General features: G+C 66.9%; 23 protein-coding genes. 16 read left to right on the forward strand and 7 right to left on the reverse strand.

Annotated features, from left to right (window positions below; genetic code table 11):
- The first annotated feature begins 7 nt into the window (after positions 1–7).
- On the forward strand, positions 8–724 hold the full coding sequence (locus tag WKW80_RS21910) for a ComF family protein (RefSeq protein WP_340365678.1): 717 nt from the start codon (positions 8–10) through the stop codon (positions 722–724).
- 25 nt (positions 725–749) lie between these two features.
- Entirely contained in the window at positions 750–1,211 is a 462-nt protein-coding gene (locus WKW80_RS21915) for a tRNA (cytidine(34)-2'-O)-methyltransferase (protein WP_340365679.1), read from the forward strand.
- Positions 1,212–1,315: 104 nt separating this feature from the next.
- Here the strand turns inward: WKW80_RS21915 and WKW80_RS21920 are convergent, their stop codons facing one another.
- Positions 1,316–1,774 (reverse strand): MaoC family dehydratase, encoded by a 459-nt coding sequence (locus tag WKW80_RS21920; RefSeq protein WP_340365680.1) that lies wholly within the window; start codon positions 1,772–1,774, stop codon positions 1,316–1,318.
- Between the two features lie 66 nt (positions 1,775–1,840).
- Positions 1,841–2,461: a nucleotide-binding protein gene (locus tag WKW80_RS21925; RefSeq protein ID WP_340365681.1), complete on the reverse strand. Its 621-nt coding sequence runs from the start codon at positions 2,459–2,461 to the stop codon at positions 1,841–1,843.
- An 81-nt stretch (positions 2,462–2,542) separates the two neighbouring features.
- Here WKW80_RS21925 and kefF point away from each other — a divergent pair, with 81 nt between their 5' ends.
- Both kefF and kefC read left to right on the forward strand, forming a co-directional pair.
- Complete coding sequence (gene kefF, locus WKW80_RS21930) at positions 2,543–3,253, forward strand: glutathione-regulated potassium-efflux system oxidoreductase KefF (protein WP_340365682.1); 711 nt, start codon at positions 2,543–2,545, stop codon at positions 3,251–3,253.
- On the forward strand, positions 3,253–5,091 hold the full coding sequence (gene kefC, locus WKW80_RS21935; protein WP_340365683.1) for a glutathione-regulated potassium-efflux system protein KefC: 1,839 nt from the start codon (positions 3,253–3,255) through the stop codon (positions 5,089–5,091). The genes kefF and kefC overlap by 1 nt, the downstream gene beginning before the upstream one ends.
- 62 nt (positions 5,092–5,153) lie before the next feature.
- Here kefC and WKW80_RS21940 read toward each other — a convergent pair whose 3' ends face one another.
- Positions 5,154–6,026 (reverse strand): amidohydrolase family protein, encoded by an 873-nt coding sequence (locus tag WKW80_RS21940; RefSeq protein ID WP_340365684.1) that lies wholly within the window; start codon positions 6,024–6,026, stop codon positions 5,154–5,156.
- Positions 6,027–6,129: 103 nt separating this feature from the next.
- Here WKW80_RS21940 and WKW80_RS21945 point away from each other — a divergent pair, with 103 nt between their 5' ends.
- The 9 genes from WKW80_RS21945 to WKW80_RS21985 all read left to right on the forward strand — a co-directional run bounded on the left by WKW80_RS21945 (position 6,130) and on the right by WKW80_RS21985 (position 17,273).
- Entirely contained in the window at positions 6,130–6,900 is a 771-nt protein-coding gene (locus tag WKW80_RS21945; RefSeq protein ID WP_340365685.1) for a crotonase/enoyl-CoA hydratase family protein, read from the forward strand.
- Positions 6,901–7,011: 111 nt separating this feature from the next.
- The gene (locus WKW80_RS21950) at positions 7,012–8,871 is read left to right on the forward strand and encodes a feruloyl-CoA synthase (RefSeq protein ID WP_340365686.1); all 1,860 of its coding nucleotides are present in this window, start codon (positions 7,012–7,014) and stop codon (positions 8,869–8,871) included.
- Between the two features lie 23 nt (positions 8,872–8,894).
- Positions 8,895–9,680, forward strand: coding sequence for an SDR family NAD(P)-dependent oxidoreductase (locus WKW80_RS21955; protein ID WP_340365687.1), 786 nt, complete (start codon positions 8,895–8,897; stop codon positions 9,678–9,680).
- Positions 9,681–9,731: 51 nt separating this feature from the next.
- Positions 9,732–10,868 (forward strand): ABC transporter substrate-binding protein, encoded by a 1,137-nt coding sequence (locus WKW80_RS21960; protein ID WP_340365688.1) that lies wholly within the window; start codon positions 9,732–9,734, stop codon positions 10,866–10,868.
- 11 nt (positions 10,869–10,879) lie between these two features.
- Positions 10,880–11,914 (forward strand): branched-chain amino acid ABC transporter permease, encoded by a 1,035-nt coding sequence (locus tag WKW80_RS21965; RefSeq protein ID WP_340365689.1) that lies wholly within the window; start codon positions 10,880–10,882, stop codon positions 11,912–11,914.
- A 1-nt stretch (position 11,915) separates the two neighbouring features.
- Positions 11,916–13,733, forward strand: coding sequence for a branched-chain amino acid ABC transporter ATP-binding protein/permease (locus WKW80_RS21970; RefSeq protein WP_340365690.1), 1,818 nt, complete (start codon positions 11,916–11,918; stop codon positions 13,731–13,733).
- A 167-nt stretch (positions 13,734–13,900) separates the two neighbouring features.
- Entirely contained in the window at positions 13,901–14,629 is a 729-nt protein-coding gene (locus tag WKW80_RS21975; RefSeq protein WP_340365691.1) for an ABC transporter ATP-binding protein, read from the forward strand.
- Positions 14,630–14,985: 356 nt separating this feature from the next.
- The gene (locus WKW80_RS21980; protein WP_340365692.1) at positions 14,986–16,743 is read left to right on the forward strand and encodes an acyl-CoA dehydrogenase family protein; all 1,758 of its coding nucleotides are present in this window, start codon (positions 14,986–14,988) and stop codon (positions 16,741–16,743) included.
- A 50-nt stretch (positions 16,744–16,793) separates the two neighbouring features.
- Entirely contained in the window at positions 16,794–17,273 is a 480-nt protein-coding gene (locus WKW80_RS21985; protein WP_340365693.1) for a MarR family winged helix-turn-helix transcriptional regulator, read from the forward strand.
- A 17-nt stretch (positions 17,274–17,290) separates the two neighbouring features.
- Here WKW80_RS21985 and WKW80_RS21990 read toward each other — a convergent pair whose 3' ends face one another.
- The 3 genes from WKW80_RS21990 to WKW80_RS22000 are packed head-to-tail and all read right to left on the reverse strand — an operon-like array spanning position 17,291 to position 20,118.
- Positions 17,291–18,061: an SDR family NAD(P)-dependent oxidoreductase gene (locus WKW80_RS21990; protein WP_340365694.1), complete on the reverse strand. Its 771-nt coding sequence runs from the start codon at positions 18,059–18,061 to the stop codon at positions 17,291–17,293.
- A 32-nt stretch (positions 18,062–18,093) separates the two neighbouring features.
- Complete coding sequence (locus WKW80_RS21995; RefSeq protein WP_340365734.1) at positions 18,094–18,852, reverse strand: sulfite exporter TauE/SafE family protein; 759 nt, start codon at positions 18,850–18,852, stop codon at positions 18,094–18,096.
- A 36-nt stretch (positions 18,853–18,888) separates the two neighbouring features.
- The gene (locus WKW80_RS22000; protein WP_340365695.1) at positions 18,889–20,118 is read right to left on the reverse strand and encodes an RtcB family protein; all 1,230 of its coding nucleotides are present in this window, start codon (positions 20,116–20,118) and stop codon (positions 18,889–18,891) included.
- 239 nt (positions 20,119–20,357) lie between these two features.
- On the opposite strand from WKW80_RS22000, the gene WKW80_RS22005 reads away from it, so the two are divergent.
- Genes WKW80_RS22005 through WKW80_RS22015 form a run of 3 tightly spaced genes read left to right on the forward strand, consistent with a single transcriptional unit; the run spans position 20,358 to position 23,223 of the window.
- On the forward strand, positions 20,358–21,404 hold the full coding sequence (locus WKW80_RS22005) for a Gfo/Idh/MocA family protein (RefSeq protein WP_340365696.1): 1,047 nt from the start codon (positions 20,358–20,360) through the stop codon (positions 21,402–21,404).
- Positions 21,401–22,246 (forward strand): shikimate dehydrogenase family protein, encoded by an 846-nt coding sequence (locus WKW80_RS22010; RefSeq protein ID WP_340365697.1) that lies wholly within the window; start codon positions 21,401–21,403, stop codon positions 22,244–22,246. Before WKW80_RS22005 ends, WKW80_RS22010 begins: the two co-directional genes overlap by 4 nt.
- A complete protein-coding gene (locus WKW80_RS22015; RefSeq protein WP_340365698.1) occupies positions 22,243–23,223 on the forward strand; it encodes a tripartite tricarboxylate transporter substrate binding protein in 981 nt (326 codons plus the stop codon). Before WKW80_RS22010 ends, WKW80_RS22015 begins: the two co-directional genes overlap by 4 nt.
- A 24-nt stretch (positions 23,224–23,247) precedes the next feature.
- On the opposite strand, the gene WKW80_RS22020 is transcribed toward WKW80_RS22015, so the two are convergent.
- The gene (locus WKW80_RS22020) at positions 23,248–23,952 is read right to left on the reverse strand and encodes a Crp/Fnr family transcriptional regulator (RefSeq protein WP_340365699.1); all 705 of its coding nucleotides are present in this window, start codon (positions 23,950–23,952) and stop codon (positions 23,248–23,250) included.
- Positions 23,953–24,004 lie beyond the last annotated feature (52 nt).

Raw genomic sequence — 24,004 nt, forward strand, 5'->3', positions numbered from 1 at the left:
TTGAGCCATGCTTTCCCGCCTTGCCCTGCGACCATTCGCCGCCCTGCTCGACGCCTTGCCGAGCCAATGCGCGGTCTGCCGCAGTTGGCCGGCCAGGCCGATTTGCGATGCTTGCGTGGCCCGCCTGGCGCCGCCGGCACCGCGCTGCCTCACTTGCGCGATACCGGTGCCGGACGGAATCCAGCACTGCTCCGAGTGCGTGAGGCATCCGGCGCCGCTCGATTCCTGTCTGGCCGCTTGCGCCTATGAATGGCCATGGCCCGAGTGCATCGCGCAGTTCAAGTTCCACGGCAACGCAGGCTGGGCCGCGCCGCTTGCCACCTTGATGCGAAGTGCGCCGTGGGTCGAGCCGGCGCTGGAGCAATGCGACCTGGTGCTGCCGATGCCATTGGCACTGGAACGGCTGCGCGAGCGCGGTTTCAACCAGGCGCTGGAGTTGGCGCGCCGCCTCGCACCGGGCAAGGTCGATGCCACGCTCTTGTTGCGCACGCGCGAGACGGCGGCCCAGAGCGGCCTGCCGCGCGCGGAACGCTTGCTCAACTTGCGGGGCGCTTTCGCGCTGGAGCCCCTGCGCGCCCACGAAGTGCACGGGCGGCGCATCGTGCTGGTCGATGACGTGATGACCAGCGGCGCGTCGCTGTTCGCCGCCGCGGAGGTGCTGCGCGCCGCCGGAGCGACGCACGTCGCCGCGATCGTCCTGGCGCGCACCGGCGCTCCACAATAGGCGCCGTTTCAGCAAGCGCCGCGCAATGTTTCATATCGTCCTGGTCGAACCCGAGATCCCGCCCAATACGGGCAACGTCATCCGCCTGGCAGCCAATACAGGCTGCACGCTGCATCTGGTCGAACCGCTGGGTTTTTCGATGGACGACCGGCTGCTGAAGCGCGCCGGACTGGATTACCACGAGTACGCCGAAGTCCGGCGGCACGCGAACTGGCAGGCGCTGCTCGACGATGCGAAGCCACCGGCCGACCGCATGTTCGCGCTGACAACGCGCGGCACGCGGCTCGTGCATGAAGCCGCTTTCAGGCCGGGTGACTGGATGGTGTTCGGCGCCGAGACTCGCGGCCTTTCACCGGAGTTGCGCGAAAGCTTTGCCCCGGCGCAACGCCTGCGCCTGCCCATGCGGGCCGGCCAACGCAGCCTGAATCTGTCGAACGCGGTCGCGGTGACGGTGTTCGAAGCCTGGCGCCAGAACGCCTTCGCCTGAGGAAGGCTTCGCCTTGCGGCCCGCAAGACCCGCCGGAGCCTGGCGGCGCTGGGGCTGAACGCCCTGTCGAAGAACCTCCGGATTTCCCCGGGGGGGCAGATGGTTCAGGGGAAGCGCCGTACCACCGATTCGGCCACGCAGGCCGGCTTGGACGCGCCTTCGAGTTCGATGGTGATTTCCCAGACCATCTGGACGCCGCCCTTGTCGTCGATCGGCTCGCTCGAAATCAGCTTCATGCGGCCACGGACCCGGCCGCCGACCGGCACCGGCGCCATGAAGCGCACGCGGTTCAGGCCGTAGTTGACCCCCATGCGCGACTCGACCACCTCGACACCCTGCTGGAAGATCTTCGGGATCAACGCCAGCGTCAGGAAACCGTGCGCGATCGGGCCGCCGAACGGTCCGGTCTTGGCGCGCTCGACGTCAACGTGAATCCATTGGTGGTCGCCCGTGGCTTCGGCGAACTGGTTGACCTGCTCCTGGGTGATGGTCATCCAGTCGGTGGTTGCGACTTCCTGGCCGACGCAAGCAGCCAGGTCCTGAAGGGTTTGGTAAGTTTTCATCCGGCGAACTCTAGCCGCACGCCGCGCCGATCGCCTGTAGCGACAGCGACAAATACCCCCGGGAATCTACTGATCCAGCCAATGAAGCAATGGCTGCCACTGCTCCAGGTCACGCTGGACGCGCCCTGGCGCAATGTCGAACAGGGTGAGTCCGCGCGCCGCGAGCTGCACGTAGTTTTGCGTGTCGCGCAGTTCGGCCACCATCGGCACGCCGAGCCGGGCCACGAACTCGCGCAGGCGGTCGCCCGACAAGGTGTGGGCGCCCACGCGCATGCCGACCAGCCCGATGCGCGTCTTCCCGGCCTCGCGCTGGCCCTGCAGCCGGAGCAGGAAATCACGGGTGGCGTAGATGTCGAAGATGCTCGGCTGCAGCGGCACCAGGATCTGGTCGGCCAGCGGCACCACTTCCTTGAATCGCCACCCGTGCAAGCCGGCCGGGGTGTCGAGCACCGCATGCGTGGTGCCGCGCGGCGGGCGGACGATGGTGCCCTCGCCCGCCGCCTCCCAGGTAGCGATTCGTGCTGCCTTGGCAGGCCGCAAGTTGAGCCACAGGCCGGACGACTGCTGGCGATCGACGTCGCCCAGCATCACCGCGTGGCCCCGGCTGGCGTAGTAGCCCGCGATGTTGGTCGCGAGCGTCGACTTGCCAACACCACCCTTGGGGTTGGCAATCAGGACCACCGGCATGGCATCTCCTCGGTACGGAAGAAGGCGCCATCGTAGCCGCCCTGCCCCACGCCGTTCGCGCGATTGCGCTATGTTCGCGGGATGCCGGCCCTCACGACACCTTCAGGAACTCCACCCCGCGTCTATGTGATCGCCGCCCATCCGCACTGGCGCGACTCGCGCGTGAACCGCCAGTTGAAGCAGGCCGCACGCAGCCTGCCGGACGTGGATGTGAACGATCTCTATGGCAGCTACCCCGACTACGCCATCGACGTCGAGGCGGAACAGGAGCGCCTGGCGCGCGCCGACCTGCTGGTGCTGCTCCATCCGATCCAGTGGTATTCGATGCCGCCGCTGCAAAAGCTGTGGTTCGACGAGGTGCTGTCCTGGGGCTGGGCCTACGGGCCAGGCGGCACCGCGCTGCGGGGCAAGGACTGCTGGCTGGTCGCGACCACCGGCGGCCCGGAGTCGAGCTACCACCCGCAGGGATACAACCGCTACTTTTTCGACGCCTTCCTGCCGCCCTACGAACAGACCGCGGCGCTGTGCGGCATGCGTTTCCTGCCGCCGCTGATCTTCCACGGCGCGCGCAGCGCGACGCACGAGGAACTGCTTGCGCACGTCGCCGTGTTCAAGGACCGGTTGGCGAGCTATCCGAACTGGCCCGAGATGGACGAGCTCGACGGCTGCCCGAACTGCGTGGTGCCCGAGACCGACCGGCCGGCCGAACAGGAAGACCTCAGCAAGCTGGGCGAACAGGCGCTGAAGGACGCGCTGGCCCGCGTCGCCCCGAGCGAGACCGGGGTGGCCTGATGGCGCACGCACCCGCCTGGCTGGTCAACTCCCTCATCTACCTGGGCGCCGCCGTGCTGGTGGTGCCGTTGTCGAAAGCCCTCGGGCTTGGCTCGATCATCGGCTACCTGGTGGCTGGCATCGCAATCGGGCCATGGGGCCTGGGCCTGGTCACCAATGTGCAGGACATCCTGCATTTCGCCGAGTTCGGCGTGGTGCTGATGCTGTTCCTGGTCGGGCTCGAGCTGGAGCCCAAGCGCCTGTGGAACCTGCGGCGGCCGATATTCGGCTGGGGCGCCGCGCAGGTGCTGAGTTGCGCCGCCGTGTTGTTCGTGCTGGGGTGGGCAGTGGGCACCTCGTGGCGCGTGGCGCTGGTGGGGGCGCTGGGGCTGGCGCTGTCGTCGACGGCGATCGCGCTGCAGGTGTTCGGCGAGCGCAACTTGCTGAAGACGGCGAGTGGGCAGGCCGGCTTTTCGATTCTGCTGTTCCAGGACGTGGCCGCCATCCCGATCCTCGCGCTGCTGCCGTTGCTGGCCGGCGACGCCGCCGGCGATGCATCTGCAAGCGGTGCGGCAAGGCTGCTGGAAGCGCTCAAGATCATCGGCGTGATCGGTGGCATCGTGCTGGGCGGCCGGCTCGCGTTGCGGCCGCTGCTGCGCTGGATCGCGCGCAGCAACACGCCGGAGATCTTCACCGCTGCGTCGCTGCTGCTGGTGGTGGCGATCGCGGCGCTGATGCAGATCATCGGCCTGTCGATGGCGCTGGGCGCCTTTCTCGCCGGCGTGCTGCTGGCGGAGAGCGAATACCGGCGCGAACTCGAGACCGACATCGAGCCCTTCAAGGGCTTGCTGCTGGGCCTGTTCTTCATCGCCGTGGGCATGAGCATCGACTTCGGCGTGTTGATGCGGCACCCTGGGATGATGGCGCTGCTGGTGGTGAGTTTCATGATCATCAAGCTCGCGGTGATCTATGCGTTGGCGAAGGCGATGGACATTGCGTACCAGCACAGGCCGGTGTTCACGCTGTTGCTGGCGCAGGGAGGCGAGTTCGCGTTCGTGGTGTTCCAGGCGGCCGGGCCGGATGTGCTGCCGGCGGAGACCGCGTCGCTGCTGATCGCATCGGTGGCGCTGTCGATGCTGGTGTCCCCGCTGCTGCTGGTGGCGATAGACAAGTTCATCCTGCCGCGCTACGACCTGATGGGCGGCAAGGCGTTGGAGGAGATTTCCGAGCAGCAGGAGGGGAAGGTGCTGATCTGCGGCTTCGGGCGCTATGGCCAGATAATCGGGCGCCTGATGCTGGCCAACGCCATGCCGGTGACGGTGCTGGACCATGACGCCGACACGGTGGAGGGGCTGCGCGAGTTCGGCTTCCGGGTGTTCTATGGGGATGCGACGAGGCTGGACCTTTTGCGCATTGCGGGTGCCGGCAGTGCGAAGGCGATCGTGGTGGCGGTGGACGACATCGAGCAGTCGCTGGAGATCGTCGATCTGGTGCGCGAGCACTTTCCGCAGGCCGAGATCATTGCGCGCGCGCGCAACGTGGCGCACTACTACCAACTGCGCGACCGGAACGTGGAACGCATCGAGCGGGAGGTATTCGAGTCGTCACTGCGCAGCGCGCGCTCGGTGCTCGAGGTGCTGGGCTGGCCCGCGCATGAGGCCCGCCATGCGGCCATGCGCTTCAGGCAGCGAAACATCGGCATCACCGATGCGGGCTACCCGCACTACAAGGACCGCGCCAAGCTCATCGCCGTCGCCAAGGAAGGGCGGCAGCAGTTCGAGGAGCAGATGGCGCGGGAGCGGGCACAGCGGCAGCAGCGGTCGGCGCGGGGTTGGGAAGGCGAGTCTGTCGAGGAATAGGCGCCATGCCGAATGCCGGGCGCCCCGTTCGACGATGACGACCGTGCGTTGAAAGCCCGGCCTCAGGAAGCCTTGTCCAGCCCCAGCAACCGAACGGCATTGCCCTTCAGGATCGCCGGCATCACCTCCGGCTTGAACCCCGCGTCCTCGAAGTCCTTGAGCCAGCGGTCGGGCGTGATCAGCGGATAGTCGCTCGCGAACAGCACGCGGTCTTTCAGCAGCGTGTTGGCGTACTGCACCAGTTGCTTCGGAAAGTATTTCGGGCTCCAGCCCGACAGGTCGATCCACACGTTCGGCTTGTGGGTGGCAACGCTCAGCGCCTCGTCCTGCCAGGGGAAGCTCGGGTGCGCCATCACGATCTGCATGTCGGGGAAGTCGATGGCCACGTCGTCGAGGTGCATCGGGTTGCTGTATTCCAGCCGCAGCCCACCGCCGCATCGCATGCCCGAGCCGATGCCGCTGTGGCCGGTGTGAAACACCGCCGGCAAGCCGTATTCGGCAACCACTTCGTAGATCGGCCAGGCCATCTTGTCGTAGGGGTGGAATGCCTGGACGGTCGGGTGGAACTTGAAGCCTTTCACGCCGAATTCCTCGACGAGCCTGCGGGCCTCGCGCGCGCCCATCTTTCCCTTGTGCGGATCGATGCTGGCGAAGGCAATCATGACGTCGCTGTTGTTTTGCGCGGCCTCGGCGATTTCCTCGTTGGGAATGCGGCGGCGGCCCATGTTCGATTCGGCGTCGACCATGAACATCACCAGGCCGATCCTGCGCTCGCGGTAGTAGTCGATGCTCTCCTGGATGGTCGGACGGCGGCCGGACTTGAAGTACTTGTCGGCGGCGCGGTCGTACTCCTCGCCGTAGTTGTCGAACGGGTTCCAGCAACTCACTTCGGCGTGGGTGTGCGTATCGATCGCAATCAGGTTCTGATAGTCCACAAGCTTGTCTCCAGTTCGGGTAAGTACCGACGCCAGCCGCCCGATGCGGCCTTGAATTGGTTATTTTCAATAACCATAATCGAAGACACACCGGAACGCAATCATGAACCACCCCGATCTCCACATCGAGCTTCGCGACACCGTCGCCATCCTTCGCCTGACCCGCGCCGCCAAGCGCAACGCGCTGTCGGACGGATTGATCCTCGCGCTGCGCGATGCGTTCGAGAACCTGCCGGACACGGTGCGCGCTGCCGTCATTGATGGCGAAGGCCCGCACTTCTGCGCGGGGCTCGACCTGAGCGAGTTGAAGGAGCGCGATGCGGGCCAGGGCCTGCACCATTCGCGCATGTGGCACGCGGCGCTGGAGCGCGTGCAGTACGGGCCGGTGCCGGTGATTGCAGCGCTGCACGGCGCGGTGGTGGGCGGCGGCCTGGAACTGGCCAGCGCCTGTCACATCCGCGTGGCAGACAGCACCACGTTCTATGCATTGCCCGAAGGCTCGCGCGGCATCTTCGTGGGCGGTGGTGGATCGGTTCGCATTCCCAAGCTGATCGGCGCGGCGCGCATGACCGACATGATGCTGACCGGCCGCGTCTACAACGCGGAGGATGGCGAGCGCGCGGGCTTCGCGCAGTACCTCGTGCCAGAAGGCACCGCATTCGACAAGGCACTCGAACTGGCGCAACGCGTGGCGCAGAACGCGCCGCTCACCAACTACGCGCTGATGCACGCGCTGCCGCGCATCGCGGAGCAGCCCGCGGACCACGGCTTCTTCACCGAAGCCTTGATCTCCGGCATCGCACAGGCGGCACCGGACGCCAAGGAGCGCGTGCGAGCTTTCCTCGAAGGCCGCGCCGACAAGGTAAAGAGATGAAACACCCCCGAAGCGGCAAAGCCGGTTCCGCGGGTGCCCAGGAACAGACTTCGCGGTGCTCGTCCCGGTTTCCAACGTTGCGGACGACGCCCTGCGTCGTGGAGCACTGACATGGCAACGACTAGCCCCCGCTACCGCGCCCTCGCCTTCGGCATCACCCGCGGCGTCTTGACCGAAGGCGCTCCGGGGGTGCGCTACCTGAAAGCGGAGACGCCGCTCGCGCCGTATGTCGGCCGCATGACCGACCGCCTGGCGCACTGGGCCACGGTCGCACCTGAGCGCACCTGCATCGCGCGGCGCGAACGCCTGCCCGATGGCAGCACCGGCGACTGGATGCGCGTGACCTATGCCGAGGTATTGCACAAGGCGCGCAACATCGCTCAAGTGGTGATCGACCGCGGCCTGAGCGCCGAGCGGCCGGTGGCGATCCTCAGCGAGAACGGCATCGAGCACGCGTTGCTTGCGCTCGGCTGCCTATATGCAGGCGTGCCCTATTGCCCCGTATCGCCGCCCTATTCCATCGTGAGCCAGGATTTCGACAAGCTGCGCCATGTGCTGGACACTTTGACTCCGGGCCTTGTCTTCGCGGCCGATGCCAAGCGCTACGCACGCGCCATCGAGGCCGTGGTGCCGGCCGCCGTGGAGGTGGTGCTTGCGCAAGGCACGCTCGACAGCCGCGCGACCACATCGTTCGCCGACCTCGCCGCGACGCCCGCGACGCCGGCGGTCGATGCCGCGCTGGCCGCGACCGGCCCCGACACCATCACCAAGTTCCTGTTTACCTCGGGCTCGACCAAGCTGCCCAAGGCCGTCATCAACACGCAGCGCATGTGGTGCGCCAACCAGCAGCAGATGCGCCAGTCGATGCCGGTGCTGGGCGAGGAGCCGCCGGTGCTGGTCGACTGGCTGCCCTGGAACCACACCTTCGGCGGCAACCACAACTTCGGCCTCGTGCTGGACAACGGCGGCACGCTCTACATCGACGATGGCAAGCCGACGCCGGCCGGCATGGCCGAGACGCTGCGCAACCTGCGCGAGATCGCACCGACCGTCTACTTCAACGTGCCGACCGGCTTCGAGGCCATTGCGAATGCGATGGAAAGCGACCCGGTGCTGCGCAAGAACCTGCTGTCGCGCGTGAAGATGTTCTTCTACGCCGGCGCCGCGTTGTCGCAGCCGATATGGGACAGCCTGCATCGCACGCAGGAGGCCGAGGTGGGCGAGCGCATCGTGATGGGCACCGGGCTGGGCATGACCGAATCGGGTCCGTTTGCGCTGTACGTCACCGGGCCGGATGTGCAGTCGGGCGATCTCGGACTGCCGGCTGCAGGCATCGAGCTCAAGCTGGTCGACATCGACGGCAAGACCGAGGTTCGCTATCGCGGGCCCAACATCACGCCAGGCTATTGGCGCGCGCCCGAGGCGACGGCCGAGGCCTTCGACGAAGAAGGGTTCTTCTCGACCGGCGATGCGGTGAAGTGGATCGACGAATCGAACATCCATCGCGGCTTGCGCTTCGACGGACGAATCGCCGAGGACTTCAAGCTCGCGACCGGCACTTTCGTCAGTGTCGGGCCGATGCGCGCGAAGATCATCGCTGAGGGCGCACCGTACATCCAGGACGTGGTGCTGACAGGCATCAACCTCAAGGAAGTCGGCGCACTGGTGTTCCCGACGCAGGCGGTGCGCCATCTGGCCGGCCTTTCGCCCGATGCCACGATGCGCGAAGTACTCGACAGCGCGCCGGTGCGGGCGCACTTCCAGCAGGTGCTGGACACGCTGGCCGCCAGCAGCACCGGCAGCGCCAACCGCCTCGCGCGCGCCTGGCTCGTCGACGAGCCGCCTTCGATCGACAAGGGCGAGATCACCGACAAGGGCTCGATCAACCAGCGCGCGGTGCTCAAGCACCGTGCCGCGCTCGTCGATGCGCTGCATGCCGACACGCTGCCGAGCACATTGAAGCCCCGATAGGCAATTCCCATGGAGACATACCAATGAAGATCGAAGGACAAGCGGCACTCGTCACAGGCGGCGCGTCGGGGCTCGGTGAAGCGACCGCACGTGAACTCGCGCGCCTCGGCGCAAAGGTCGCCGTGCTCGACCGCAACGCGGAACTCGCAGAAAAGGTCGCGCAGGACATCAACGAAAAATCCGGCGACGGCCGCGCCGTGGCCTGCGCCTGCGACATCACCGACACCGCCAGCGTGACCGCCGCCATCGAGCGCGCCGCCGCCGCGCACGGCCCGGCGCGCATCCTGATGAACGTCGCCGGCATCGGCAGCGCGAAGCGCATCGTCGGCAAGGACGGCAACCCCGCGCCGCTCGAAGACTTCGTGCGCGTGGTCAACGTCAACCTCATCGGCGGCTACAACATGGCGCGCCTGTTTGCCGCGGCGTGCGCCAAACTCGACGCGCTGGACGGCGGCGAGAAAGGCGTGATGCTGTTCACCGCCTCCGTCGCCGCCTTCGACGGCCAGGTCGGCCAGCAGGCCTACAGCGCGTCCAAGGGCGGGCTGGTCGGCATGACACTGCCGATGGCACGCGATCTGGCACAGCACGGCATTCGCGTCTGCACTATCGCGCCGGGCCTGTTCGCCACGCCGTTGCTGATGGAGTTGCCCGAACCGGTGCAGCAATCGCTGGCCGCATCGATTCCGTTCCCGCCTCGCCTGGGCAAACCCTCAGAGTTCGCGGAGCTGGCCTGCCATATCGTGACCAACGGCCACCTCAACGGCGAGGTGATCCGCATCGACGGCGCGCTGCGCATGGCGCCGCGCTGACGACGACAACCGCTTTTGCTTCGCGACAACAACCGACCCAAGGAACAAGACATGAAATTCAGCAAGATCGCATTGGCCGTTTCACTCGCCTTCGCCGCGCTGGGCAGCGCGCATGCCGATCTCACCATCGGCGTGGTGCAGCCGCTCACCGGGCCGGCGTCGGGCCTGGGCATTCCGGTAAAGAACGGCATCATGATCTGGCCGAAGACGATCGGCGGCGAAACGGTCAAGCTGATCGTGCTCGACGATGCGAGCGACCCTACCACCGGCGTGAAGGACACGCAGCGCCTCGTCACCGACGACAAGGTCGACGTGATCGTCGGCTCGAGCGCCACGCCGGTCGCCATTCCGATGGCGGACGTGACGGCCGAAGCGGCCACGCCCCAGCTCGCGACCTCGCCGGCCGTGCTGCCGCCGGGCAAGGACAAGTGGTTCTTCCGCATGCCGCAGTCCACCGACGTGATGGCCTTCGCCGTGGCAAAGCACATGAAGGAACACGGCGTGAAGACGGTGGGCTTCCTGGGCTACACCGATGCGTACGGCGAGGCGTGGCTGAAGGCGCTGACGGCCGAGGGCGAGAAGAACGGCATCAAGATCGTCGCGACAGAACGATTCGCGCGCGCCGACACCAGCGTCACCGGGCAGGTGCTGAAGATCACGTCGGCGAACCCGGACGCGATCCTCATCGTGGCCTCCGGCAGCGGCGCCGGCATGCCGCAGAAGGCGGTGATGGAACGCGGCTTCAAGGGCAAGGTCTACCAGACGCACGCGGCGGCCACGCAGGATCTGATGCGCGTCGCCGGCAAGGATGCCGAAGGCGCCTATGTGGTGTCGGGTCCGGCCACGGTGGCCGAGCAGTTGCCCGAAAGCCACCCGTCGAAAAAGATGGCGGTGGACTTCGTGACGACCTACGAGAAGACCTACGGCGTGGGCTCGCGCAACCAGTTTGCCGGCCACAGTGCCGACGCGCTCACGGTGCTCGAGAAGGCGGTGCCGGTCGCGCTGAAGAAGGCCAAGCCGGGCACGCCTGAATTCCGCTCCGCCCTGCGCGATGCCTTCGAGACGATGGGCCGCACGGTGCTGGCCCACGGCATCCTGAACTGGACGCCGGACAACCACTGGGGCTACACCAATGAGACGGGTGTGATCCTGAAAGTGGTGAACGGCCAGTTCAAGGTCGACCAGTAGGCAACACCTTCATGGACTTCTCGATCGCCGGCATCCTGGCGCTGGACGGCCTCACCAACGGTGCGATCTACGCCCTGCTGGGCGTGGGCATCGTGCTGGTGTTCACCGTCACGCGCGTCATCTTCATTCCGCAGGGCGAGTTCGTGGCGTACGGCGCGCTCACGCTGGCGATCTTCCAGACCGGCAAGGTGCCGGGCACGGTGTGGCTGCTGTTGATCCTGGCCGGGGTCGCGGCGCTGATGGAACTGGTGGCGACCTGGCGGCATCGCGGCCGCATGGGCGCCGCGGTCGTCGCGGCGTTGCGCACCTTCGTGCCGCCGGCCGTGGTCTGCGCCGTTGCAGCCTGGGCCGGGCCGCGCAACTTGCCGCTGCCGCTGCAGGCGGTGCTGACGGTATTGATCGTGACCGCGTTCGGACCGCTGGTGTATCGCGTGGCGTACCAGTCGCTCGCGGGTGCGAGTTCGCTGGTGCTGCTGATCGTCTCGGTCGGCGTGCACTTTGCGATGACCGGGCTGGGACTGTTGTTCTTCGGTGCGGAAGGTTTTCGCAACCCGCCTTTCTGGGACGAGCGCCTTGCGCTGGGGCCGCTTGCCGTGAGCGGGCAGGCGCTCATCATCTTTGCCGCGTCGGCTGCGTTGATCGTGCTGCTGTGGCTGTTCTTCGAGCGCAGCCTGTATGGCAAGGCATTGCGTGCCACGGCCGTCAACCGGCTGGGCGCGCGGCTGATGGGCATTTCCACGCAGGCGGCGGGGCAGCTCACGTTTGCGATGGCGGCGCTGATCGGCGCGCTGTCGGGGTTGCTGATCGGGCCGACCACGACGGTGTTCTTCGACTCGGGCTTCCTGATCGGACTCAAGGGCTTCGTGGCCGGCGTGATCGCCGGGCTGGCGAGCTATCCGGGCGCGCTGGTGGGTGCGCTGGCGGTGGGCGTGATCGAGTCTTTCGGCTCGTTCTGGGCGAGCTCGTTCAAGGAGGTGATCGTGTTCACCATCGTGCTGCCCGTGCTCATGTGGCGCTCGCTGCGCGCCGGCTCCGAGGAACATTGAGATGGACGCCGCGCAATCGACCTCCGCTGTCCCGCTGGTGCAAGAACGCCCGAGCGCGCTGCGGCGCTGGGGATTGCCCGCGCTGTTGGCGCTGATCGTGGCACTGCCGCTGCTGCCGCTGCCCAACTTCTGGATCCTGCAGCTCAACTACATCGGCATCTACGCGTTGCCGGTGCTGGGGCTGGTGTTGCTGACCGGCGTGGCGGGGCTCACGTCCTTCGGACAGGCCGCGTTCGTGGGCATCGGCGCCTACACCACGGCCTACCTCACGGTAAACCTGGGTGTGTCGCCATGGCTCACGCTGTTCATCGGCCTGGCGCTCACGGGCGTCAGCGCCGCGGTCATCGGCGGCATCACGCTGCGGATGTCGGGGCACTACTTGCCGCTGGCGACGATCGCCTGGGCGCTGTCGCTTTACTACCTGATGGGCAACGTCGATGCCCTCGGCAAGTACGACGGCATCCTGGGCGTCAAGGGGCTTTCCGTGTTCGGCTTCGAGCTGGGACAGCAGCGCGTGTTTTATGTGGTGGTGTGGTCGCTGGTGATGCTGGGCGCGCTGGCGCTGTTGCGCCTGCTCGATTCGCGCAGCGGCCGCGCCATCCGCGCGCTCGCCGGCGGCTCGCAGATGGCCGAGGCCATGGGCGTCGATACCTTCCGCCACAAGGTCGGCATCTTCGTGCTGGCCGCGCTGCTGGCATCCGTGTCGGGCTGGCTGTTCGCGCATCTCCAGCGCACGGTAAACCCCTCGCCGTTCGGTATCCGCATGGGCATCGAGTACCTGTTCATGACGGTGCTCGGCGGCGCGTCGCATGTCTGGGGTGCAATCGCCGGGGCCGGCATCGTCAAGCTGATGGAAGACCAGTTGCAGGTAATGCTGCCGAAGCTGATCGGCACGGCCGGGAGCTATGAGCTGATCGTGTTCGGCATCCTGATCGTGCTGGTGCTGAAGTACCTGCCCGACGGCGTATGGTCGTTCGTCGACCGCAGGCTGCCGCGCCAGCCTCGCGCGGTCGACTGGCGCGACGCCGCGCCGCTACCGACGCGCCTCAAGCCGGCGCATGGCGAGGTGGTGCTCGAGGTGCAGGCGATCCGCAAGGTGTTCGGCGGGCTGGTCGCGGTGAACGACATCAGCTTCAGCATCCGGGCCGGGCAGATCGTCGGGTTGATCGGGCCGAATGGCGCGGGCAAATCGACCACCTTCAACCTCATCACCGGCGTGCTGGACAAGACGAGCGGTGCGGTGCGGTTTCGTGGCGAGGCGATCGGCGGGCTGTCGTCGCGTCGCATCGCGGAGCGCGGCGTGTCGCGCACCTTCCAGCACGTGAAGATGGTGCCGGACATGACGGTGCTCGAGAACGTCGCGCTGGGCGCGCACCTGCGCGGGCACAAGGGCGCGATCTCGGCCATGCTGCGCATCGACCGCCCCGAGGAACGCCAATTGCTGCGCGAGGCCGAGCGTCAATTGCAGCGCGTCGGCATGGGCGATCTGCTGCATGAGCAAGCGGGCAACCTTGCGATGGGGCAGCAGCGCTTGCTGGAGATCGCACGCGCCCTGTGCGCCGACCCGGCCCTGCTGCTGCTCGACGAGCCCGCGGCCGGCCTTCGCCACAAGGAAAAGGAGGCGCTGGCCGACGTGCTGCGCAGCCTCACAGCCGAGGGCATGAGCATCCTGCTTGTGGAGCACGACATGGGCCTGGTGATGGACATCTGCGACCACATCGTGGTGATGGAGTTCGGCACGCACCTCATGGAGGGCACGCCGGCCGAGGTGCAGCAAAGCCCGAAGGTGCGCGCCGCGTATCTAGGCACGGAACATTGACATGACCCACCCCCGAAGCGCCTGCGGCGCCTCCCCTCGAGCCCCTCGAGGGGGCACACCCGGCGGCCCGGCAAAGCCGGTTCCGCGGGTGCCCACGAACAGACTTCGCCGCGCTCGTCTTCGATCTTTGCGTCGCGGAATGCGCACCAGCGCCATGGAGCACTGAGATGAGCACACCGCTTTTGCAGATCAGGAACCTGCACGCCGGCTACGGCCGTGCCGAGGTGCTGCACGGCATCGACCTGCAAGCCGGCCTGGGCAGCGTCATCACCGTGATCGGGCCCAATGGCGCCGGCAAGTCCACGTTGCTGAATGCACTGATGGGTGTATTGCCATCGAAGGGCGCGATCGAGTTCCAGGGCCACGACATCAGCACTCTCTCGCTGGAGGAGCGCGTGATGCTCGGCATTGCCCTCGTGCCCGAGAAGCGCGAGCTGTTCAGCACGATGCCCGTGGAAGACAACCTCGTGCTCGGCGCGTTCCGCCAGGTGCGGCTGCGCAACCGCCAGTGGCGTGAGCAGATCGAGCAGGTCTACACGCTGTTCCCGCGCCTGAAGGAACGGCGCGCGCAACTGGCCGGCACGCTATCGGGCGGCGAGCGCCAGATGCTGGCGGTCGGCCGCGCGTTGATGTCGCGCCCCACGCTGCTGATGCTCGACGAGCCCAGCCTCGGCCTGGCGCCGCTCGTGGTTCAGGAGATCTTTCGCACCGTGAACGCGCTGCGCAAGACCGGCGTGACCATCCTGCTGGTCGAACAGAACGCACGCGCCGCACTGGAGGTGGCCGACCACGGCTATGTGCTGGAAACGGGCAGCGTCAGCGTCGAAGGACCGGCGCGCGAATTGGCCGGTGACTCGCGTGTCATCGACACCTACCTGGGTACCGCAAAGGCATGAAATGACCCACCCCCGATGCGCCTGCGGCGCCCCCCCTCGAGGGGGCGCACCCAGCGGCCCGGCAAAGCCGGTTCCGCGGTGGAGATGACCCACCCCCGATGCGCCTGCGGCGCCTCCCCCTCGAGGGGGCGCACCCAGCGGCCCGGCAAAGCCGGTTCCGCGGGTGCCCACGAACAGACCAGGATGAGCCCTCCCCGAATCGCCTGCGGCGCCTCCCCCTCAAGCCCCTCAAGGGGGCGATACCAACGGCCCGGCAAAGCCGGTTCCGCGGTATCCCTGGAATTTGATGGCGCCGGTTTCATCTGTCGCGGGTCGCGCGAAGCGCGTTTGAGCAACTGAAATCGGAGACAACATCCATGGGCTACCAACCTCGACCGCAAGACCAACGCTTCGTGCTCGACGCCGTGCTCGGCACCACGGCGAAGCTGCAGGCCCTCGCGCCATTTGCCGAGTTCGACGAATCATTGCAATCGCAGTTGCTCGACGAGGCGGCCCGCTTTGTCGGCGGGGTCATTGCGCCACTGAACCGCATCGGCGACGAAGCCGGTTGCCGATTCGACAAGGGCGAAGTCACTTCGCCGCCGGGCTTTCGCGAGGCCTACCGCGCGCTCTGGCAGGCAGGCTGGCCCGCGTTGTCCGCTGCGCCGGAAGATGGGGGTCAGGGCCTGCCATCGCTGATGGCGGCCATCGTCTCGGAATGGCTCAGTGCGTCGAACCAGGGATTCAACATGGCGCCGGGCCTGCTGCACGGCGCATATGAATGCATCAAGCACCACGGCAGCGATGAACTGAAGCAACGCTACCTGCCGAAGCTCGCCAGCGGCGAATGGCTGGCGACCATGTGCCTCAGCGAAGCGCATGCCGGCAGCGACCTGGGCCAGGTGCGCACGCAAGCCCTGCCGCAGGCCGACGGCAGCTTCCGGGTGAGCGGCAGCAAGATCTTCATCTCGGGCGGAGAGCACGACCTGAGTGACAACATCGTGCATCTGGTGCTCTGCCGGGTGCCGGGCTCACCGGCCGGGCCGAAGGGCCTGTCGCTCGTGCTCGCGCCCAGGATGTTGCCTGATGGCGCACGCAACGCGGTTCACTGCGAGCGCATCGAGGAGAAGATGGGCCTGCACGCCAGCCCCACCTGCCAGATGCGTTTCGACGAGGCCACGGGCTGGCTCATCGGCGAGCCGGGCCGCGGACTCCAGGCGATGTTCGTGATGATGAACTCGGCGCGCCTGCTCACCGCCCTGCAAGGCATCGGCCTGCTCGATGCGGCCTGGCAAAAGGCCGATGCCTATGCGCGTGAGCGCCGGCAGATGCGCGCGCCGCAAGTGCCGCCAAGCCGGGGCCCGAACGATGCGGCCGACCTGATCATCGAGCACCCCGCGATGCGGCGCATCCTCGACACACAACGGGGCTGGATCGACGGCGCACGCGTGCTGGCGTACCGCACGGCCCTGATGCTCGACGTCGCGAAGCACACCACCGACGGCGCCGAACGCGAGCGAGCGCAGCGCTGGTGCTCGCTCATCACGCCGGTGCTCAAGGCCGCCTGCACGCAGCAGGGGTTCGACGGCGCAAGCGCGTGCCTGCAGGTGTTCGGCGGCCACGGCTATGTTCGCGAATGGGGTGTCGAGCAGATCGTGCGCGACGCGCGCGTGTCGATGCTCTACGAAGGCACCAACGAGATCCAGGCAATCGACCTGCTGGTGCGCAAGGTACTGCCCGACGGCGGCGCCGGCATGGGCAAGCTGCTCATCGAACTGCGCGACGAACTTGAAGCATCGCGCGACACCGATGCGGATGCGCAGCGCCGGTTGGCGCAACTTCGCTACCTCACGACGACGGTCGCGATGGCCTCGCACGCCGACCCGGCGCTGCCGTACGAAGTGGCCGACGACTACCTGCGCGTGGTCATGCTCACGCTGATGGCCTGGGCCTGGGCGCGCATCGACGTGGCCGCGTCGGGCGAGCCTGATACATCACGCTGGTCGGTTCCGGCCGCCGCCTTCCGCCGCCATTCGTTGCCCGAGTTCGACATGCGGCTGGGCATCGTCAAGCGGGCATGCGAGACCGTGACGGCGCAGGCACAGGCGAATTCACAGGCACAGCCAGTGGCCTGACGCACCGACTCCGGATTCCCGCTACCCGATACATCCGCTACGCTCACCCCATGGCGACGCCACGCACATCCCCTTCCGAATCCGCTCCGGCCGCCCCCCGGTCGGACCGCCTTGACACTCAAGTACTCGATGCCCTGGTCGGCTACAACACACGCCGTGCGTGGATCGTCATCAGCTCGGTTTTTGCCGAACGCATGGCGGTGTACGGGCTCAAGCAGGTGGATTTCTCGGTGCTGTCCCTTCTGGCGCACAACCCCGGCGCGACGTCGCGCCAGCTCTGCGCCACGCTCGACATCCTTCCGCCCAACCTGGTGAGCCTGGTGGCCACGATGGACAGCCGCGGCCTCATCGAGCGTCGGCCGCATCCGCGCGACGGCCGTGCCGTCGGCCTGCACCTGACTGCCGCCGGCAAGAAGCTGGTGCGCGAAGCCGAACAGACCGTGACGCAACTGGAACTGGATGCGAGCGCCAAGCTCACTGCGCGTGAACGCGAGACCTTGATCAAGCTGCTGCAGAAGATCTATCTGTAGGGGCGATGCGGCGCAAATCAAATGTCCCGCACATCCGCCACCGGCTTGCTCCCGAAGTCAGCCCGATCCAGATAGCCCAGCACTTTCGCGGCGGCGGTCTCGGGCGAGTCCAGCAAGCCTTGCGCCTTCAATTGCACGAAGCGCTCGCGGTCGGGAAAGTCTTCGGCTACGGTGCTGCGTAGCGTGACCTGCATGTCGGTGTCGATCACGCCCGGCGCCAGCGACACGATCCTCGCGCCATTCGGTCGCGCCGCCTCCTCCAGCGCCACGGCCCGCGACAAGTGGTCCATGCCCGCCTTGGCCGCGCAATACGGCGCCTGGCTGGCCATTGCGTTGCGGCCCAGGCCCGACGAAATGTTGAGCACTTCGCGCCGGCCCGGCCAGTCGCGCGTGGCACCGAGAAAAGCGCTGGTCAGCAGCACCGGCGCACCGAGCCCGACGCGCAGGGCCTGCGCCAGTTCGGCAATCACGCCATCGGCCAGCGGCCTTGGGTGGCCGACAGTGCCGGCGTTGTTGATGAGCGTTGCGCGCTCGAAGCGTGACGGGTCGACGGCTTGCAGCCATGCGGCGAGCCGTTCCGCGGCGACAACCGAATTGGCCAGATCCTGCTGCCATTGCTCCAGCACCACACCGGCGGCGCGGGCCGCTTCCGCCAGCGTGGGATCGACGTGCCGCGAGATGCAGACCAGCGTCGCACCGGGCTGCAGCAGCTGGTGCGCCATGGCGCGCCCGAGGCCGCGCGATGCGCCGGTGAGGATGGTGAGGCGTCTGGAAGAAGTGGTCGTCATGTCGTGCCCTTGTCTGTTTGTGATTTTCAGGTTCAAGCAATGAAGCCGTCCCACGCCAGTTTGAGCCCGGTCAACAACATGCCGAGGTACAGCATGCGATAGAACCAGGTCGCACTGATGCGGCGCGCGATGCGCACACCCATCCACACGCCGCATGGCGCCAATGGCAACAGCACCAATGAGGTCGCAAGGTTGCGCCAGTCGAGCAGCCCGAGCCAGGCGTACGGCACCCACTTGCTCAGGTTCACGATGAAGAAGAAGTACGCCATCGTCGCGGTGAACACCACGGGGGCGAGCCGCAACGGCATGACATAGGCATTGACCGGCGGGCCACCCGCGTGCGCGATGAAGCTGGTGAAGCCCGAGATCGTCGTCAGCACGCCGCCCGCGAGGCGTGACGGCGGCGCCGTGTCGGCCCGCGGCGGAAACAACAGCCGCTGCGCCAGGAACAGCAGCGTGAACAGCCCGACGATGCCGGCGACCGTGTGCGCCGGTAGCGTGCGAAACAGCAGCGCACCGATCAGCGTGCCAAGCAGCCCGCAGGGAACGAGAAATGCCAGCAGCCGTCGATCGAAGTCGCGCCGGAACGCGGCGATGCCGAGCAGGTCCATCAAGAGCAGCACCGGCATCAGGATCGCGGCCGCTTCGGGCACCGTCACGGCCAGCGCCATCAGCGGCACCGCCAGCGAACCGAAGCCGGCTCCGAATCCGCTCTTGCTGATGCCGAGCAACAGCACTGCCGGTACGGCAGCGGCATAGAAATGCGGGTCGGTGATCGGCGTGAACTGCAAGCGACCGATTTTCACATGCAGGCCGTAGTCCGGCCCCTACCCTTTCACGCACACCACCTGCTTCAGCGTGTGCACCACCTCCACCAGGTCCTTCTGCGCATCCATCACTGCGTCGATGTCCTTGTAGGCCATCGGGATCTCGTCGATCACGTCGGCGTCCTTGCGGCATTCGACGCCCTGGGTCGCGGCGATCTGGTCGGCGACGGTGAACAGCTTCCTGGCCCTGGTGCGGCTCATCGCGCGCCCGGCGCCGTGGCTGCAGCTCATGAAGCTTTCGGGGTTGCCCTTGCCGCGCACGATGAAGCTCCTTGCGCCCATGCTGCCGGGGATGATCCCGAGTTCGCCGAGCCTGGCGCTCACCGCGCCCTTGCGCGTGACGAACACGTTTTCGCCGAAGTGCGTTTCACGGCTCACGTAGTTGTGGTGGCAATTGACTGCCTCCACCTGTGCATCGAAGGGTTTGGCAATGACCTTGCGCACGGCCGCGACCACGCGCTGCATCATGACCTCGCGATTGGCACGCGCGAATTTCTGCGCCCAGCCCACCGCCTGCACGTAGTCGCCGAAGTGCTGCGCGCCTTCCTCGAAATACGACAGGTCCTGGTCGGGCAGGTTGCGCTGGTGCAGTTCGGCATCCTTTTTCGCGAGCTCGATGAAATGGGTGCCGATGGCATTGCCCACACCACGCGAGCCCGAGTGCAGCATGAACCACACGGCCCCTGCCTCGTCGAGACAGACCTCGATGAAGTGGTTGCCTCCACCCAGCGTTCCCAGGTGCTTGTGGTTGTTGGTGGCCTTCAGGCGCGGATAGTTCTCGCAAAGGAGGTCGAACTCATCCACCAGCTTCGCCCAGGCCACGTCGGTCTCGCCGGGCGGCGTTTCCCACGAGCCCTTGTCGCGGCCCATCCGCCTGGGGTTGGAGCCGTGCGGCACGGCCTTCTCGATGGCCGAACGCAGCGGCCCGAGGTTGTCGGGCAGGTCGCGTGCGTGGAGCGTGTTCTTGCAGGCCATCATTCCGCAACCGATGTCCACGCCGACCGCGGCCGGGATGATGGCCTTGAAGGTCGGGATCACCGATCCCACCGTGGCACCGATACCGTAGTGCACGTCGGGCATGGCCGCCACGTGCCTGAACACGATAGGCAGGCGCGCAGCGTTCTCGAGTTGCCTTTGCGCCTCGGCTTCGACCGGCACCCCGCGGGTCCACATCTTCACGGGGACGCCGTTTTCGACTTGATGCAACGTGTAGCCCTTGTCGGATTTCATGTCCCATTTCCTCTTCGGGTCGTCGGGGAAGGCATCGCCTCGTGCGCCTTCCCGCGGCTCACGCCACCGGCGCTTCCCTCGGCGTCGCGAAGAGTGTGCCCCACTGCGCCCCATACACAGCATCCGGGTAATTCCCGATCTCAAGTATCTAACTAGTTAGTAATATCCGGATCAACAGGCAACGTTCTTGCCTTCAAGGGATTCGTGATGAAGAAGTCTTGTCAGCGAGGGTTGCGCGCATGCAGTCCAGTCTGAAGATCGCGGTGTTCGGCACCGGCCTCGCATGGCGGCCGCATTGCGACAGCCTCGCCGAACTCGCCGGCCAGATCTGCGTCGCGTGGATCGTGGGCCGCGACATCGGACGCGCCAACGCGCAGGCCGCATTGTTCGCCGACGCCCGCGCCACCACATCGATCGAAGAAGTGCTCGCGGACCCGAGCGTCGGTGCGGCGCTGGTTCTCACGCCGCCGAACACCCATCTTGAGATCGTCGAGCGTCTGGCGGCGCGGGGCATCCACGTGCTGCTCGAAAAGCCATTGGACATCGACATCGCACGCGCACGCGCAGTGGTCGACGTGTGTCGAGCGCACGGCGTGACGCTCGGCGTCGTGTTCCAGCACCGGATGCGGCCGGCAGCCCGGCATCTCAAGCAACTGCTGGCGGACGGCGCGCTCGGCACGCTGACGCATGCGCTGGTGGACGTGCGCTGGTGGCGGCCGCAAAGCTACTACGATGCGCCCGGTCGGGGCACGCGCGCACGCGATGGCGGTGGCGTACTGTTGACGCAGGCGATCCACACCCTCGACCTGTTCCTCGACCTCGTTGGACCCGTCGACGAAGTCGCGGCGTTGTGCACGACCAGCGCGGCGCACCGCATGGAATGCGAAGACGTCGTCTGCGGCACGCTGCGCATGCGCAATGGCACGTTGGCAAGCCTGATTGCGACAACGACCGCGTTCCCCGGCTTTGCCGAGCGCATCGAACTCGGAGGTACGCTGGCGAGCGCCACGCTAAGCGCCGGCGAACTGCGCGTGCAATGGATGGACGGGCGCGAAGAGCGGTGCGGCGAGCCCTCGGCGACGGGTGCCGGCGCACAGCCCATGGCATTCGGACACGCGCCGCACCGCGCCCTCCTCGCCGATTTCGTGGAAGCGATCCGCGAGCGGCGCGCCCCCGCGGCCGATGGAACAGCCGGCCTTGCGGTGCACCGCCTGATCGAAGCGTTGATCGAATCCTCGGCAACGCGCAATTTCGTTCCGATCGATTGCAGCGAGGCCTGCGCATGAAACCATCCAACGCGCCGATCACCGGCGACACGCGCCTGTTCGCCATCGTCGGAGACCCGATCGCGCAGGCGAAGTCACCGGCGCTCTTCAACCAGCTTTTTGTCGACCTCGGAGTCAACGCCGTGCTGGTCCCGCTGCAAATACCAAGCGCCCGGCTCCCCGTCGCAATCGCCGGCCTGAAGGCTTTCGCCAACCTCGATGGCATCGTCGTCACGGTGCCGCACAAGGTGGCAATCCTGGAACACCTCGACCTGCTGGGCGCCCATGCGCAAGCGGTCGGTGCGGTCAACTGCATGCGCAGGCTTGCGGACGGACGCTGGGAAGGCGAGATGTATGACGGCGCCGGCTTCGTGGCAGGCCTGCATGCGCAAGGACTTTGCAGCGCAAACTGGCGGGTGTTCCTCACGGGGTGCGGCGGCGCGGGCAAGGCCGTGGCGCACGCCATGGCCGGCGCAGGCATCGCTGCAATTCGACTGGTCGATTCGCAATTGCATCGCCAGCATGAACTCGCCGAGCAGCTGCGTGCAATCCACCCGCGCCTGCACGTCAGCCAAGGCGGGGTCGCCGACGCCGAACACGACCTCGCGATCAACGCCACACCCTGCGGCATGGCCGAGGGCGACCCGCTGCCATTTGCGATCGACAAGCTGCGGCCGGATGCCATCGTCGCCGACCTGGTCATGAAGCCTGAGCGCACGCCACTGCTCGCCGCAGCCGAGGCACGCGGGCATCGCATCCATCTCGGGCGACACCTGCTCGAAAACCAGGCAGCACTGGTCGCCGCGTTCTTCGGCGCAGCCACGTCGCTGCAAGCAACACCAACCCACGGAGAGTACCCATGACATCCAGAGCTTTCGGCACGTTGCCCCGCTTCACCCGACGCGCAGTCTGCGCCACCGGCCTGCTGGCAATTGCCATGAGCAGCCAGGCAGCGGACTACCCGACGCGGCCCGTCGAATTGATCGTTCCCTGGGCCGTCGGTGGCGGCAGCGATGCCGTGGCCCGCGCCTTTGCCGACGTGGCCGGCCGCAACCTGCCACAGCCGGTGATCGTGGTGAACCGGCCGGGCGCCTCCGGCTCGATCGGCCACACCGAAGGCGCCAACGCCAAGCCCGACGGCTACAAGCTCACGCTGGTGACGCCGGAGGTTTCGCTGGCTTACCTGCAGGGCATCGGCAAGACCCAATGGCAGGACTTCAACTACGTGGCCCGCATCAACGCCGACCCGATCGCACTGGTCGTCAAGGCGGATGCGCCCTGGAGCACGCTCGAGCAATTCCTGGCCCATGTGCGAAACCAGCCCGGCAAGACGACCGTCTCGAACTCGGGGGTAGGCGCCACCTACCATCTGGCCGCGGTCGCGCTTGAAAAGAAAGCCAACCTGGAGTTCAACAACGTTCCCTACATCGGCGCAGGGCCGGCCGTCGTCGGCCTGTTGGGCGGCCAGGTCGACGCCACGTTTGCCACCACCGGCGAAGTTGGCGTGCACGTGCAGGGCGGCAAGCTGAAGATGCTGGCCGTGATGTCGGACAAGCGCCTGAAGGACTTTGCCCAGGTGCCGACCTTCAAGGAGCGCAACATCGACCTGCAACTGGGAACGTGGCGGGCGCTGGCCGTGCCGAAGGCGACACCGCCCGACGTGATGGCCACGTTGCGCAAGGTCGTCGACAAGGCCGTGCAGGACCCGGCGTATCGTGAATTCTTCACGCGCCAATTTCTCGGCCTGGTCAACGAGGATGGCGACAAGTTCCGCGCGGTGCTCGAGCGCGAGAACGCGTTTTATGTGGATATCGTAGGCAAGCTGCAACTCGGCAAGTAGCCCTGTTGGAAGGGTGCGTGCGGCCTATCCGGCTCCGCACGCCTGCACCATCCGGCTCAACCGCGCGACGTCGCGCAGCACCATCGCCTTGCCGTCTTTTCCGATGACGCCATCGCGGGCGAGATGGGTCAACTCGCGCGTGACCTGCTCGCGGTTGGTGCTGATCCGGCTGGCCAGCGCCTCGTGAAGCGGCGCGGGGTCGAGCCTCGCGACATTGTCGACCACGCCTTCCGCGTGCGCCATGCGCAGCAACTCGGCGTGCAGCCGGTTCTGCACACCCAGCGTGCTCAGTTCGATCACGCGTTGCGACAGTTGCCGCACCAGCGTCGCGAGGTGGCGCATCTCGCGCTCGGCAACGATCGGCTCCTCGCGCAGCAGCGCCATGAACGCGGCACTGCCGAGGCTCGCCACGGTGCTGGTCTCCAGCGTCACGACGTCGGCCGAGCGCGGCTCGCCGTCGATGGCGGCCATGTCGCCGAACCAGTCGCCCTTGACCGAATCGCGAAAGCTCACCTGGCGGCCGTTGGCCGAATAAATCGTCACGCGCAGCCGGCCCGTGAGCAGGAAGTAGACATCGCGTGGCGGATCGGAGCGCAGCAGCAGGGGCTGGTGCGCCGAAAGGTTCTGCCACTGGCATTGCTGCGCCAGTTGCTCGAGCCGCGCGTCGGAAAGGCCGGCGAACAGCGGCAGCGTGCGCAATGCCAGGCTGGAGCGAAGCGGCGGGTCCATGATCGTCGGGGGGTCTGTCATTCTGCGCGCCCGGCCGCGAGTTGCGCAAACC

Source organism: Variovorax humicola (genome assembly GCF_037889915.1).
Taxonomy (GTDB): Bacteria; Pseudomonadota; Gammaproteobacteria; order Burkholderiales; family Burkholderiaceae_C; genus Variovorax; species Variovorax humicola.

Coding starts and splice junctions, on each gene's coding strand:
- WKW80_RS21975 (WP_340365691.1), top strand. CDS start 13,901: ATGAGCACACCGCTTTTGCAGATCAGGAACCTGCACGCCGGCTACGGC.
- WKW80_RS21915 (WP_340365679.1), top strand. CDS start 750: ATGTTTCATATCGTCCTGGTCGAACCCGAGATCCCGCCCAATACGGGC.
- WKW80_RS21945 (WP_340365685.1), top strand. CDS start 6,130: ATGAACCACCCCGATCTCCACATCGAGCTTCGCGACACCGTCGCCATC.
- WKW80_RS21980 (WP_340365692.1), top strand. CDS start 14,986: ATGGGCTACCAACCTCGACCGCAAGACCAACGCTTCGTGCTCGACGCC.
- WKW80_RS21985 (WP_340365693.1), top strand. CDS start 16,794: ATGGCGACGCCACGCACATCCCCTTCCGAATCCGCTCCGGCCGCCCCC.
- WKW80_RS21990 (WP_340365694.1), bottom strand. CDS start 18,061: ATGACGACCACTTCTTCCAGACGCCTCACCATCCTCACCGGCGCATCG.
- WKW80_RS22000 (WP_340365695.1), bottom strand. CDS start 20,118: ATGAAATCCGACAAGGGCTACACGTTGCATCAAGTCGAAAACGGCGTC.
- WKW80_RS21925 (WP_340365681.1), bottom strand. CDS start 2,461: ATGCCGGTGGTCCTGATTGCCAACCCCAAGGGTGGTGTTGGCAAGTCG.
- WKW80_RS21965 (WP_340365689.1), top strand. CDS start 10,880: ATGGACTTCTCGATCGCCGGCATCCTGGCGCTGGACGGCCTCACCAAC.
- WKW80_RS21920 (WP_340365680.1), bottom strand. CDS start 1,774: ATGAAAACTTACCAAACCCTTCAGGACCTGGCTGCTTGCGTCGGCCAG.
- WKW80_RS21970 (WP_340365690.1), top strand. CDS start 11,916: ATGGACGCCGCGCAATCGACCTCCGCTGTCCCGCTGGTGCAAGAACGC.
- WKW80_RS21955 (WP_340365687.1), top strand. CDS start 8,895: ATGAAGATCGAAGGACAAGCGGCACTCGTCACAGGCGGCGCGTCGGGG.
- WKW80_RS22005 (WP_340365696.1), top strand. CDS start 20,358: ATGCAGTCCAGTCTGAAGATCGCGGTGTTCGGCACCGGCCTCGCATGG.
- WKW80_RS22020 (WP_340365699.1), bottom strand. CDS start 23,952: ATGGACCCGCCGCTTCGCTCCAGCCTGGCATTGCGCACGCTGCCGCTG.
- kefF (WP_340365682.1), top strand. CDS start 2,543: ATGCCGGCCCTCACGACACCTTCAGGAACTCCACCCCGCGTCTATGTG.
- WKW80_RS22010 (WP_340365697.1), top strand. CDS start 21,401: ATGAAACCATCCAACGCGCCGATCACCGGCGACACGCGCCTGTTCGCC.
- WKW80_RS21950 (WP_340365686.1), top strand. CDS start 7,012: ATGGCAACGACTAGCCCCCGCTACCGCGCCCTCGCCTTCGGCATCACC.
- WKW80_RS22015 (WP_340365698.1), top strand. CDS start 22,243: ATGACATCCAGAGCTTTCGGCACGTTGCCCCGCTTCACCCGACGCGCA.
- WKW80_RS21910 (WP_340365678.1), top strand. CDS start 8: ATGCTTTCCCGCCTTGCCCTGCGACCATTCGCCGCCCTGCTCGACGCC.
- WKW80_RS21960 (WP_340365688.1), top strand. CDS start 9,732: ATGAAATTCAGCAAGATCGCATTGGCCGTTTCACTCGCCTTCGCCGCG.
- kefC (WP_340365683.1), top strand. CDS start 3,253: ATGGCGCACGCACCCGCCTGGCTGGTCAACTCCCTCATCTACCTGGGC.